This window comes from Streptomyces sp. NPDC003456 (assembly GCF_042878735.1).
In the GTDB taxonomy this organism is placed as follows: Bacteria; Actinomycetota; Actinomycetes; order Streptomycetales; family Streptomycetaceae; genus Streptomyces.
Map to the genome: position 1 here is coordinate 192,841 of NZ_JBIAOK010000005.1, position 12,785 is coordinate 205,625.

At 73.4% G+C, this 12,785-nt stretch carries 11 protein-coding genes; 7 read left to right on the forward strand and 4 right to left on the reverse strand.

The genetic code is table 11. The features are described 5' to 3' along the window. Positions 1 to 249 precede the first annotated feature (249 nt). The 3 genes from ACFYWG_RS21910 (at position 250) to ACFYWG_RS21920 (ending at position 4,111) form a co-directional block, all read left to right on the forward strand. A complete protein-coding gene (locus tag ACFYWG_RS21910; protein ID WP_376334015.1) occupies positions 250 to 1,473 on the forward strand; it encodes an arginine deiminase in 1,224 nt (407 codons plus the stop codon). A 96-nt stretch (positions 1,474 to 1,569) separates the two neighbouring features. After that, positions 1,570 to 2,577 (forward strand): ornithine carbamoyltransferase, encoded by a 1,008-nt coding sequence (argF, locus tag ACFYWG_RS21915; protein WP_385420692.1) that lies wholly within the window; start codon positions 1,570 to 1,572, stop codon positions 2,575 to 2,577. A 103-nt stretch (positions 2,578 to 2,680) separates the two neighbouring features. After that, positions 2,681 to 4,111, forward strand: coding sequence for an amino acid permease (locus ACFYWG_RS21920; protein ID WP_383503744.1), 1,431 nt, complete (start codon positions 2,681 to 2,683; stop codon positions 4,109 to 4,111). Here ACFYWG_RS21920 and ACFYWG_RS21925 read toward each other — a convergent pair. Further along, positions 4,068 to 4,535: an ATP-binding protein gene (locus ACFYWG_RS21925; protein WP_376334009.1), complete on the reverse strand. Its 468-nt coding sequence runs from the start codon at positions 4,533 to 4,535 to the stop codon at positions 4,068 to 4,070. The two genes, ACFYWG_RS21920 and ACFYWG_RS21925, sit on opposite strands and share 44 nt — an antisense overlap. Positions 4,536 to 4,845: 310 nt before the next feature. On the opposite strand from ACFYWG_RS21925, the gene ACFYWG_RS21930 reads away from it, so the two are divergent. Together ACFYWG_RS21930 and ACFYWG_RS21935 are read left to right on the forward strand one after the other, a co-directional pair. Next, complete coding sequence (locus ACFYWG_RS21930) at positions 4,846 to 5,673, forward strand: enoyl-CoA hydratase family protein (RefSeq protein WP_389202974.1); 828 nt, start codon at positions 4,846 to 4,848, stop codon at positions 5,671 to 5,673. After that, positions 5,670 to 7,940: a bifunctional salicylyl-CoA 5-hydroxylase/oxidoreductase gene (locus ACFYWG_RS21935; protein ID WP_389202976.1), complete on the forward strand. Its 2,271-nt coding sequence runs from the start codon at positions 5,670 to 5,672 to the stop codon at positions 7,938 to 7,940. The genes ACFYWG_RS21930 and ACFYWG_RS21935 overlap by 4 nt, the downstream gene beginning before the upstream one ends. 13 nt (positions 7,941 to 7,953) lie before the next feature. On the opposite strand, the gene ACFYWG_RS21940 is transcribed toward ACFYWG_RS21935, so the two are convergent. From ACFYWG_RS21940 to ACFYWG_RS21950, 3 genes are all read right to left on the reverse strand, one after another. Next, positions 7,954 to 8,523: a cysteine hydrolase family protein gene (locus ACFYWG_RS21940; protein WP_383503746.1), complete on the reverse strand. Its 570-nt coding sequence runs from the start codon at positions 8,521 to 8,523 to the stop codon at positions 7,954 to 7,956. Positions 8,524 to 8,611: 88 nt separating this feature from the next. Continuing rightward, entirely contained in the window at positions 8,612 to 9,424 is an 813-nt protein-coding gene (locus ACFYWG_RS21945) for a PaaX family transcriptional regulator C-terminal domain-containing protein (protein ID WP_383503747.1), read from the reverse strand. Positions 9,425 to 9,439: 15 nt separating this feature from the next. Further along, positions 9,440 to 11,062: an AMP-binding protein gene (locus ACFYWG_RS21950; RefSeq protein WP_385420698.1), complete on the reverse strand. Its 1,623-nt coding sequence runs from the start codon at positions 11,060 to 11,062 to the stop codon at positions 9,440 to 9,442. 127 nt (positions 11,063 to 11,189) lie between these two features. Between ACFYWG_RS21950 and ACFYWG_RS21955 the strand changes: the two genes are divergently transcribed. Beyond that, entirely contained in the window at positions 11,190 to 12,320 is a 1,131-nt protein-coding gene (locus tag ACFYWG_RS21955) for an acyl-CoA dehydrogenase family protein (RefSeq protein WP_376334000.1), read from the forward strand. Beyond that, the gene (locus ACFYWG_RS21960) at positions 12,317 to 12,715 is read left to right on the forward strand and encodes a RidA family protein (RefSeq protein ID WP_383503750.1); all 399 of its coding nucleotides are present in this window, start codon (positions 12,317 to 12,319) and stop codon (positions 12,713 to 12,715) included. Before ACFYWG_RS21955 ends, ACFYWG_RS21960 begins: the two co-directional genes overlap by 4 nt. Positions 12,716 to 12,785 lie beyond the last annotated feature (70 nt).

A 12,785-nucleotide genomic window follows, 5' to 3' on the forward strand; every position in this document is an offset into this window, starting at 1 on the left:
GCGGGGGGGGGGGCGCGGGGGGGGGGGGGGGGGGGGGGGGGGGGGGGGGGGGGGGGGGGCCGCGGGGGGGGCCGGGGGCGGGGGGCGGGGGGGGGGGGGGGGGGGGGGGGGGGGGTGGCGGGGGGGGGGGGGGGGGGGGGGCGCGGCGCGCGGGCGCCGCCGTCCCCTTGCGCGCGCGGAAGCGAACAACCGGGAACGGAAACGCGCGAGGAGCGCGTCAATGCGGCCTTCCGTGGTCAGGATGGAGGCATGGCATACCACGTCCACTCCGAGTCCGGGCGGCTGCGCCGCGTCATCCTGCACCGGCCCGACCTGGAACTCAAAAGGCTCACCCCCAGCAACAAGACCTCGCTGCTCTTCGACGACGTGCTGTGGGTGCGCCGGGCGCGCGCCGAGCACGACGGTTTCGCCGACGTGCTGCGCGACCGCGGTGTCGAGGTGCACCTCTTCGGTGACCTGCTGGCCGAGACGCTCGAGGTCCCGGCGGCCCGGACCCTCGTCCTGGACCGGGTCTTCGACGAGAAGGAGTACGGCCCGCTGGCCACCGACCACCTCAGAGCCGCCTTCGCGGCCCTGCCCGGCCGGGAGCTGGCCGAGATCCTGGTCGGCGGCATGACCAAGCGCGAGTTCCTGGACGCGCACCCGGAGCCGACGTCCGTGCGCTTCCACGTCATGGAACTGGACGACTTCCTCATCGGCCCGCTGCCCAACCACCTGTTCACCCGCGACACCTCCGCCTGGATCTACGACGGCGTGTCCATCAACGCCATGCGCTGGCCCGCCCGGCAGCGCGAGACCGTGCACTTCGAGGCGATCTACCGGCACCACCCGCTCTTCCGCGACGAGTCCTTCCGCGTGTGGTCGGAGGGGCAGAGCGACTACCCGTCCACCATCGAGGGCGGGGACGTGCTCGTCATCGGCAACGGGGCCGTCCTCATCGGCATGAGCGAGCGCACCACTCCGCAGGCCGTCGAGATGCTCGCGCACAAGCTGTTCGCCGCGGGTTCCGCCGAGACGATCGTGGCGCTCGACATGCCGAAGCGGCGGGCGTTCATGCATCTCGACACCGTGATGACCATGGTCGACGGCGACACCTTCACCCAGTACGCGGGCCTGGGCATGCTCCGCTCGTACACCATCGAGCCGGGCGTCGGGGAGAAGGAGCTGAAGGTGACCGACCACCCGCCGGAGCACATGCACCGGGCCATCGCCGCCGCGCTGGGCCTGAGCGAGATCCGGGTGCTCACCGCCACCCAGGACGTCCACGCGGCCGAACGGGAGCAGTGGGACGACGGCTGCAACGTGCTGGCGGTCGAACCGGGGGTCGTCGTCGCCTACGAGCGCAACGCCACCACCAACACGCACCTGCGCAAGCAGGGCATCGAGGTGATAGAGATCCCGGGCAGCGAACTGGGACGGGGCAGGGGCGGGCCGCGCTGCATGAGCTGCCCGGTGGAGCGCGATCCGGTGTAGCCGCGGCGGGGTGCTCCAGGACCGTCTCCGTATAGACATGCTGACACACGTATACTATTTCAATCGTCCGTGTCCCCGCATCCCTGGAGCGCCCCCATGGCGACTGTCCCGACCGCCCTCGCCGGCCGCCACTTCCTCAAGGAGCTGGACTTCACGGGGGAGGAGTTCCGTGCCCTGGTCGAGCTGGCCGCGGAGCTCAAGGCCGCCAAGAGGGCCGGGGAGGAGACCCGGCACCTGCGGGGCCGGAACATCGCCCTGATCTTCGAGAAGACCTCCACGCGCACCCGCTGCGCGTTCGAGGTCGCGGCCGCCGACCAGGGCGCCTCCACCACCTACCTCGACCCCGCCGGCTCCCAGATCGGGCACAAGGAGTCGGTCAAGGACACCGCGCGCGTGCTGGGCCGGATGTACGACGCGATCGAGTACCGGGGCGACAGCCAGCAGAAGGTGGAGGAGCTGGCCGCACACGCCGGGGTGCCCGTCTACAACGGGCTCACCGACGACTGGCACCCCACCCAGATGCTCGCCGACGTGCTGACCATGACCGAGCACTGCGCCAAGCCGCTCACCGGGATCTCCTTCGCCTACCTGGGCGACGCCCGCTTCAACATGGGCAACTCCTACCTCGTCACCGGCGCGCTGCTCGGCATGGACGTCCGCCTGGTCGCGCCCAAGGCCTACTGGCCCGCCGAGGAGGTCGTCGACCGGGCCCGGGAGCTCGCCGAGGTCAGCGGGGCGCGCCTGACGCTCACCGAGACCGTCGACGAGGGCGTGCGCGGCGCCGACTTCGTCGCCACGGACGTCTGGGTCTCCATGGGCGAGCCGAAGGAGGTCTGGGCCGAGCGCATCGCCGCCCTGGCGCCCTACGCCGTGACCATGGACGTGCTGCGCGCCACCGGCAACCCGGACGTGAAGTTCCTGCACTGCCTGCCCGCCTTCCACGACCTGGGCACCCAGGTCGGCCGGGACGTCCACGCCGCGCACGGCCTGGACTACCTGGAGGTCACCGACGAGGTCTTCGAGTCGGCCCACTCGGTCGTCTTCGACGAGGCGGAGAACCGGATGCACACCATCAAGGCGGTCATGGTGGCAACGCTGGCCTGAACAGGCCCTATGCTGACCGGCGGCCCGGAACCACCCCTCCTCCGGGGCCGCCCGCGCGACGCACCCGTCGCACTCCGCACCACCAGAAACGAGCACCACCCGCATGCCCCGCTACAAGTCGCCCCATCTGCTGGTGGCCGAATCCGGCGCCGACCGCGAAGGCCACGGCCTCAAGCGCACGATGGGCCTCTTCCAGCTCGTCTGCTTCGGCGTCGGTGCCATCGTCGGCACCGGCATCTTCGTCGGCCTTTCCGACTCCGTCGCCCAGGCCGGTCCGGCCGTCGTCGTCTCCTTCGTCCTGGCCGCGATCACGTGCGTCTTCACCGCGTTCGCCTTCGCCGAACTGGGCGGCGCGATCCCGGTGTCCGGCTCCTCGTACTCCTTCGCCTACGCCGGGCTCGGCGAGGGCACGGCCTTCCTCGTCGGCTGGTGCCTGCTGCTGGAGTACGGCGTGTCGGTGTCCGCGGTGGCGGTCGGCTGGAGCCAGTACGTCAACGAGCTGCTCGACAGCCTCCTCGGGGTGCAGCTGCCCGCCGCGTTGTCGGCGGGGCCGGCCGAGGGCGGGGCCGTGAACCTGCCGGCCGTCCTCGTCATCGCCATGGCCGCCGTGCTGCTGGTCCGCGGGGTGCGCGAGAGCGCCCGGGCCACGGCCGCGATGGCCGTGCTGAAGCTGGCCGTGCTCGTGGCCTTCGTCGCGATCGGCATGACCGCCTTCGAGGACGGCAACCTCACGCCGTTCTCCCCGGAGGGCCTGGCCGGCATCGGCGCGGGCACCACCGCCGCCTTCTTCTCCTACATCGGCTTCGACGCGATCACCACGGCCGGTGAGGAGGCGAAGAACCCGCGCCGGGACATCCCCGTGGCGATCCTCGTGTGCATCGGCCTGGTGACGCTGCTGTACTGCGCGGTCGCCCTCGTCGCGATCGGCGCCATCGGGGGCGACGCGGTCGGCGGCCGTCCCGCCGCCCTCTCCTACGTCGTCGACCAGGTGACCGGCTCCACCGTCGGCGGCGGGGTGATCGCCTTCGGAGCGGTCGTCGCCATCGCCTCGGTGGTGCTCGCCGTGATGTACGGACAGACGCGGATCCTGCTGTCCATGTCCCGCGACGGACTCGTCCCGCGCGTGTTCGAGAAGGTCTCGCCGCGGACCTCCACGCCGGTCGCCGGCACGCTGATCGTGGCGGTCGTCTTCGCCGTGCCGGCCGCCTTCGCGCCGCTGGACGCCGTCGTGAACCTCTGCACCATCGGCACGCTCGCCGTCATGGCCGCCGTCAACATCGCGGTGCTCGCCCTGCGCCGCCGCGAGCCGGACCTCGCCCGCACCTTCCGGGTGCCGCTGTACCCGGTCACCCCGCTGCTCGGTGTCGGCTTCTGCCTGTATCTGATGTACGAGACGGGCGTGACGACCTGGATCCAGTTCGCGGTGTTCCTGGCGGTCGGGGCCGCCCTGTACCTGCTCTACGGGCGCCGGAACTCCCGGCTCGCCCGCGTCACCGCGGCGGACGCCGAGGAGCGGGTACCGCAGGCAGTCTGAACCAGACCGCCTTGCCCGACTCGGTCGGCCGGTGCCCGCAGGAGGAGCTGAGGGCGCGGATGAGGAGCAGTCCGCGCCCGTGCTCCTGCCAGGGGTCGGGCGGCCCGCCGGCCGGGCGGGTGAGATCGCCGGGCGGGGCCGGGTCGGTGTCGTGCACCTCGACCCGGCAGCCCGACGGCATCAGCTCCACGACCAGCTCTATCGGCTTCTCGCCGGTGGTGTGCTCCACGGCGTTCGCCACCAGCTCGGCCGTGAGCAGCTCCGCGGTGTCGCAGTCCGCCCCGTGCTCCAGCTCGGCCAGCGCCGTGCGGACCAGGGCACGGGCCACGGGCACCGCGGCGGCGGTGTGCGGCAGCGCGACGCGCCAGGAGGCGGGGGCTGAGGGGAGTTCGTACAAGGCGGGTCCGTTCATGGAGCAGGACATCCTGCTTTCAACCTGATGAATGGTACGGCGCCGCTTTCCGGAGACGTCCGAGGGGCACCGCGGGAGGCACCGTCGCCCCCTCGCCGGACGGCTTACCCAGGTGAACGCGTGCTTGCGCACCGTCGCTCCCGCCGTTACGCCGGTGTGGACGATCTGTGACGGATGTAACCGGCCCAGGTCACCTCCGGGCCCCTCACCGGGTGTCTACCCGCACGGCGTATCGCGCACTCATGACGACGGTCACGAATGAGTGATAGCTTCGTGGGGTAGAGCTCAGTGAGGCAGTGCCCGCCCGAGGAGGCCGCACGTCATGAGTCCCTTCACCGGCTCCGCCGCCCGCACCCCGCGCTGGGAGCATCTGCGCGTCGAGGTCTCCGACGGCGTCGCCACCGTCACCCTGGCCCGCCCCGAGAAACTCAACGCGCTCACCTTCGGCGCCTACGCCGACCTGCGCGACCTGCTCGCCGAGCTGTCCCGGGAGCGGTCCGTACGGGCGCTGGTGCTGTCCGGTGAGGGCCGCGGCTTCTGCTCCGGCGGCGACGTCGACGAGATCATCGGCGCCACCCTGGCCATGGACACCGCCGAGCTGCTGGACTTCAACCGGATGACCGGCCAGGTCGTCCGGGCGATCCGCGAGTGCCCGTTCCCGGTGATCGCCGCCCTGCACGGAGTGGCGGCCGGCGCCGGCGCGGTCCTGGCCCTGGCCTGCGACTTCCGGATCGCCGACCCCACCGCCCGCTTCGCCTTCCTCTTCACCCGGGTCGGGCTGTCCGGCGGCGACATGGGCGCGGCCTACCTGCTGCCCCGCGTCGTCGGTCTGGGCCAGGCCACCCGCCTGCTCATGCTCGGCGACCCGGTCCGCGCCACCGAGGCGGAGCGCATCGGCCTGATCAGCGAACTGACGCAGGAGGGCCGGGCCGACGAGGCGGCCGGGCAGCTCGCCCAGCGCCTGGCACAGGGCCCGGCCCTGGCGTACGCCCAGACCAAGGCCCTGCTGACGGCGGAGCTGGACATGCCCCTGGCCGCGTCGGTCGAACTGGACGCCTCCACCCAGGCACTGCTCATGCACGGCGCGGACTACGCCGAGTTCCACGCGGCCTTCACGGAGAAGCGCCCTCCCAAGTGGAGCGGACGATGACCGGCCGGGCCCGGCGCGTCGCGGTCATCGGCGGCGGCCCCGGCGGCCTCTACGCCGCCGCCCTCCTCAAGCGCCTGGACCCCGCCCGCGAGATCACCGTCTGGGAACGCAACCCCCCGGACACCACCTTCGGCTTCGGCGTGGTCCTCTCCGACGAGACCCTCGGCGGCATCGAGCACGCCGACCCGGAGGTCTACGAAGCCCTCCAGCAGGACTTCGTCCGCTGGGACGACATCGACATCGCCCACCGCGGCACCCGGCACACCTCCGGCGGCCACGGGTTCGCCGCACTCGGCCGGCAGCGCCTGCTGGAGATCCTGCACGCCCGCTGCCGCGACCTCGGCGTCGACCTGCGCTTCCGCGCCGAGGCCCCGCCGGACCTCGCGCGGACCCACGACCTGGTCATCGCGGCCGACGGCGTCCACAGCACCACCCGCGAGCGGCACGCGGACGTCTTCCGCCCCCGCGTCACCCCGCACCGCTGCCGCTACATCTGGCTCGCCGCCGACTTCGCCTTCGACTCCTTCCGCTTCGAGATCGCCGAGACCGAGCACGGCGTGATGCAGCTGCACGGCTACCCCTACTCCCCGCACGCCTCGACGGTGATCGTCGAGATGCGCGAGGAGGTCTGGCACGCCGCCGGCCTCGACGAACTCGGCGAGAGCGAGTCCGTCGAACGCTGCGCCAAGATCTTCGCCGACGCCCTGCACGGCCGTCCCCTGCGGTCCGGCAACTCGACGTGGACCACGTTCCGCACGGTGGTCAACGACCGCTGGTCGCACGGCAACGTCGTGCTCCTCGGCGACGCCGCCCACACCGCCCACTTCTCCATCGGCTCCGGCACCAAGCTCGCCGTCGAGGACGCCCTCGCCCTGGCGGCCTGCCTGAGCGAGCACCCCACCGTGCCCGAGGCCCTGGCGGCCTACGAGGCGGAGCGGCGCCCCGTCGTGGCCTCCACGCAGCGCGCCGCCCGGGCCAGCCTGGAGTGGTTCGAGAACCTCGCCCTCTACCTGGGCCAGCCGCCCCGCCAGTTCGCCTTCAACCTGCTCACCCGCAGCCGCCGCGTCACCCACGACAACCTGCGCCTGCGGGACGCCCGGTTCACGGAGGCGGTGGAGCGCGAGTTCGGCTGCCCGCCCGGCACGCCCCCGATGTTCACCCCGTTCCGGCTGCGCGGCCTGACCCTGCGCAACCGGGTCGTCGTCTCCCCGATGGACATGTACTCGGCGACCGACGGCGTCCCCGGCGACTTCCACCTGGTCCACCTGGGCGCCCGGGCGCTGGGCGGGGCCGGGCTGGTGATGACGGAGATGGTGTGCGTCAGCGCGGAGGGCCGGATCACGCCCGGCTGCGCGGGGCTGTACACGGGCCGGCAGGCCGAGGCCTGGAAGCGCGTCACGGACTTCGTGCACGAACAGGCGCCGGGCACCGCGATCGGCGTGCAGCTCGGGCACAGCGGCCGCAAGGGCTCCACGAAGCTGATGTGGGAGGGCATGGACGAGCCGCTGGACGAGGGCAACTGGCCGCTCGTGGCCGCCTCCGCGCTGCCCTACAAGCCGGGCGGACCCACACCGCGCGAGCTGTCGCGGGCCCAGCTGACCGACCTCCGCGAGCAGTTCGCGGCCGCCGCCTGCCGGGCCGCCCGGGCCGGGTTCGACCTGCTCGAACTGCACTGCGCGCACGGCTACCTGCTCTCCGGTTTCCTCTCCCCGCTGACCAACCGCCGCACCGACGCCTACGGCGGCTCCCCGGAGAAGCGGCTGCGCTTCCCGCTGGAGGTCTTCGACGCCGTGCGCGCGGTGTGGCCGGGGGAGCGACCCATGACGGTGCGCATCTCCGCCACCGACTGGGCGGAGGGCGGCACCACGGCCGAGGAGTCCGTCGAGATCGCCCGGGCCTTCGCCGCGCACGGCGCGGACGCCATCGACGTGTCCACGGGGCAGGTGGTGGCCGACGAGCGGCCCGAGTTCGGCCGCTCCTACCAGACGCCGTTCGCCGACCGGATCCGCCACGCCACCGGCGTCCCCGTCATCGCCGTCGGCGCGATCTCCTCCTGGGACGACGTCAACTCCCTCGTCCTGGCGGGCCGCACCGACCTGTGCGCCCTGGCCCGCCCCCACCTGTACGACCCGAACTGGACCCTGCACGCCGCGGCCGAACAGGGCTACACGGGCGGGGGAGCGGTGTGGCCCGCCCCCTACCGCGCGGGCAGCCGCCCCCCGCGGACGGGACGCACGGACGCGCCGAAGCCCCGCCTGAGCCTGTAGAGCGTCCCGGCCCCTAGGAGGCGCCCTCGCCGAAGTCGGTCTCCTCGGCCGTGGTGATCCGGGCGCCCATGTTGAGCTCCATCATCTCCAGGGCGGCGGAGGCCAGATGCGGATGGATGGAGGCGACGGCATCCTTGGGCACCGTGACCTCCAGGTGCCGGATGTGCGCGTCCAGGGCGGAGTACAGCACGCACTGCTCGGTCACCTGGCCGGTCAGCACCACATGGCCGACCCCCAGGCTCCACAGCAGGTAGCCCAGGGGCGTCTCGTAGAAGACGGAGTGGCGGGCCTTCATCACGAAGAGCGACTCGTCGTCGGGCCGGATCGGCTCGATCAGGTCCGCGTGCGGCCGCGCGAGCGCGGTGTCGACCAGCTCCCCGTGGTGCGAGCGCCACCGCCCGAAGTTGTCGTTGGCGTAGATGACCGGCGCGTCGGCCTCCCGGGCCCGGCCGATCAGCTCCGCGATGACCGGCACGACCTTCTCGACGGAGGGCAGCAGCAGTTCCGCGTCCTCGTGGTCGTACGTGTTGATCATGTCGACCACGATCAACGCCGGCCGCTTGGGGCCCGACTGTTCTTCCATGGCCGTGTCTCCCGGTGTGCGGCGTGGGATGCGGGGACGCGCCGGGTACCCGGGGGTCAGGGGAGACTAACGACACCGTACGGGCAGGTCACAGCCCCACGAAACCGGCCCCCGCGTCCCGCAGCCGCTCGTGCAGCCCCCGGAAGACCTCCGCCGAGCGGACCCCCGGCCAGTCCCCGGGCAGCAGCGCCGAGGGCAGGCCCGGGTCGGTGTAGGGCAGGTGCCGCCAGGAGTCCAGGGCGAGGAGGTAGTCGCGGTAGGCCTCCTCCTCGGGGGTGTCGTCGCGCTTCTCCCACGCGCGCAGCACGCGTTCGTGGCGGTCGAGGAACGCCTCGTGCTCCTTGGCGATGGCGGCCAGGTCCCACCAGCGGGCCACGGCCTCCGCGGTCGGCGCGAAGCCCAGGTGGTCGCCGCGGAAGAAGTCGACGTACGCGTCGAGCCGCAGCCGCTCCAGGGTGTGCCGGGTCTCCTCGTACAGCCGCGCGGGCGCGATCCACACGCCCGGGGCCGCCGTGCCGAAGCCGAGGCCGGCCAGCCGGGAGCGCAGCACGTGCCGCTTCTGCCGCTCCGACTCCGGCACCGAGAACACCGCGAGCACCCAGCCCTCGTCCTCGGGCGGGGCGGTCGCGTAGACGCGCCGGTCGCCGTCGTCGAGCAGCTGGCGGGCGTCCGGCGACAGGGCGTACCCGGCGGCGCCCTGCGCGGTGCGGGCCGGCACCAGCAGGCCGCGTCTCTTCAGCCGCGACACCGAGGAGCGCACCGAGGGGGCGTCCACGCCGACCGCGGCCAGGAGCCGGATCAGTTCGGCGACGGGCACGGGGCCCGGCGCGAAGCGCCCGTACGCGCCGTAGAGCGTGACGATGAGAGACCGTGGGGCATGCTGGTCGGACACGTTGATCATCTTAGGTCGTACGGGTCAGTGCCGGTCCTCGTCCGCCGTGCTGCCCCCGCTGCCCGCCGTACGCAGCCGGAAGCGCTGGAGCTTGCCCGTGGCGGTGCGCGGCAGGGCGTCGAGGAAGACGATCTCGCGCGGGCACTTGTAGGGCGCCAGTTCGCTCTTGACGAAGGCGCGCAGCGCCTCGGCGTCCCGGGCGGCGCCCTCCTTCAGGACGGCGAACGCCACGACGACGTGCCCGCGCGCCTCGTCCGGGCGCCCCACGACGGCCGCCTCGACGACGTCCGGGTGGCGCAGCAGCGCCTCCTCCACCTCGGGGCCCGCGATGTTGTACCCGGCCGAGATGATCATGTCGTCGGCGCGGGCGACGTAGCGGAACCAGCCGTCGGGCTCGCGGACGTAGGTGTCGCCGGTGATGTTCCAGCCGCCGCGGACGTACTCCCGCTGCCGCGGGTCGGCCAGGTAGCGGCAGCCGACCGGACCGCGCACGGCGAGCAGTCCGGGCTCCCCGTCGGGGACCGGGTTGCCGTCCGGGTCCTGCACGCGCGCCTGCCAGCCCGGGACGGCCGTCCCGGTGGTGCCGGGCCGGATGCGGTCGTCGGCGGCGGAGATGAAGATGTGCAGCAGTTCGGTGGCGCCGATGCCGTTGATGATGCGCAGGCCCGTCCGCTCCTGCCAGGCCCGCCAGGTGGCCGCGGGCAGGTTCTCGCCGGCCGAGACGCAGCGGCGCAGGGACGACACGTCGTGGCCGTCCAGGTCGTCGAGCATGGCCCGGTAGGCCGTCGGGGCCGTGAACAGCACCGACACCCGGTGCCGGGCGATCGCCGGCAGCAGCTGCTTGGGCCCGGCCTGCTCCAGCAGCAGCGCGCTCGCCCCGGCCCGCAGCGGGAAGACCACCAGGCCGCCGAGGCCGAAGGTGAAGCCCAGCGGGGGGCTGCCGGTGAAGACGTCGTCGGGGCCCGGCCGCAGGACGTGCCGCGAGAAGGTGTCGGCGATCGCCAGCACGTCCCGGTGGAAGTGCATGCAGCCCTTGGGGCGGCCGGTGGTCCCGGAGGTGAAGGCGATCAGCGCCACGTCGTCGGCCGCCGTGCCGGCGGGCTCGTAGGGGGTGCCCGGCGCGGGGCGGGCGAAGAGGTCGTCGGGGCCGTCCCCGCCCCAGGTCGTGATGCGCAGCTCCGGGACTTCGGCCTTGGCGAGGTCGTCGACGGCCCGGATGTCGCACAGCGCGTGCCTGACCCGGGCGATCGCGCACAGGGTGCCCAGCTCGTGCGGCCGCTGCTGCGCGAGCACCGTGACCGCCACGGCCCCCGCCTTCAGCACCGCCAGCCAGCAGGCGGCGAGCCAGGGCGTGGTGGGGCCGCGCAGCAGCACGCGGTTGCCGGGGACGACACCGAGCTCGCCGGTGAGCAGATGGGCGACGTGGTCGACCCGGGCCCGCAGCTCGCCGTAGGTCCACCGCTCGCCCGCCGGGGTGAGGAACGCCGGGCGGTCGTCGGGCGGGCCGCTCAGCAGCTCGGCGGCGCAGTTGAGCCGGTCGGGGTAGTGCAGCTCCGGCAGGTCGAAGAGCAGCTTGGGCCACTGGTCCGGGGGTGGCAGATGGTCGCGCGCGAAGGTGTCGACGTGGGCGGTGCGCCGTGCATCCATACGGTTCGCCCCCTTGGCGTGGGTGGCTCGCTCCTGGAGCGTATCGTGTTGGTGACGACAGTCAACGGTTCGCGATAGCCTCGGAGTGGCCCGGCCGGAACGCAGGGTGGCGGAGAAGGGACCGGCGATGACCGCATTCTCGCTCGAACCGGCACAACTCGCCTGGTGCGCCGAGCTGCGTGCCCTCGCCGCGGAGCGGCTGCGCCCGTACGCCGAGAAGGGCGAGCCGGGCCGGGTGAACCGCGCCCTGGTCGCCGAACTCGGCCGGGCGGGACTGCTCGGCCGGCTGTTCACCTCCGGCGCCCTCGACCTGTGCCTGATGCGCGAGTCCCTCGCCCACGGCTGCACGGAGGCCGAGACGGCCCTGGCCCTCCAGGGCCTCGGCGCCCACCCCGTCCACCTGCACGGCACCCCGGGGCAGCGGGAGCGCTGGCTGCCCGGCGTGGCCGACGGCACCACGATCGCGGCCTTCGCGCTGAGCGAGCCGGGGGCCGGGTCGGACGCCGCCGCCCTCGCGCTCGGCGCCGTCCCCGACGGCCCCGCCCGCTGGCGTCTGACCGGCGAGAAGTGCTGGATCTCCAACGCCCCCGAGGCCGACTTCTACACGGTCTTCGCTCGTACCGGCCCCGACACCGGGGCCCGCGGCGTCACGGCCTTCCTGGTGCCCGCCGACCGCCCGGGGCTGACCGGCCGCGGACTGGACATGCTCTCCCCGCACCCCATCGGCGCGCTCGACTTCGACGCCGTCCCGGTCACCGGAGACGACGTGCTCGGCGAGGTGGGCGCGGGTTTCCGGGTCGCCATGGGCACCCTCACCCTCTTCCGGCCCAGTGTCGGGGCCTTCGCGGTCGGCATGGCCCAGGCGGCCCTCGACGCCACCGTGGCCCACACCGCGGCTCGGGACGCCTTCGGCGGCACCCTGCGCGACCTGCAGGCCGTCTCCCACCAGGTCGCCGAGATGGCCCTGCGCACGGAGGCCGCCCGGCTGATGGTCCACGCGGCGGCCACCGCGTACGACGCCGGCGACCCCGGGGTGATCCGGCGTTCGGCCATGGCGAAGCTGCTCGCCACCGAGACCGCCCAGTACGTCGTCGACGCGGCCGTCCAACTGCACGGCGCCCGGGCGCTGCAACGCGGCCACCTGCTCGAACACCTCTACCGCGAGGTGCGCGCCCCGCGCATCTACGAAGGGGCCAGCGAGGTGCAACGGGGCATCATCGCCAAGGAGTTGTACGCCGACCAGGAGGACCGCCGGTGACCACCGACCGCGTCAACCCGCCCCACCTGGCCCCGCCGGCCGGTTTCTCCCACGCCGTGGTGGCCTCCGGCTCGCGCGTGGTGTTCCTGGCCGGCCAGACCGCGCTCGACGGTGACGGCAAGGTGGTCGGCGCGACCCTGCCGGAGCAGTTCGCGCGGGCCCTCGCCAACCTGCTGGCGGCGCTGGCGGCCGCGGGCGGCTCCCCGTCCGACCTCGCCCGGGTCACCGTCTACACCACCGACGTCGAGGACTACCGCGCCCACGCGCCCCGGCTCGGGGAGATCTGGCGCGAGGCGGCCGGCCGGGACTACCCGGCGATGGCGGTCGTCCAGGTCGTCCGCCTGTGGGACGCGGAGGCCCTGGTGGAACTGGACGGCTTCGCCGTCCTGCCCTAGCGGCCGCGTCCAGTTCCGGCAGCGGCGTCCTGTTCCGGCAGTCCCGTTCCGCCCCGGCCGCCGCGTCCCG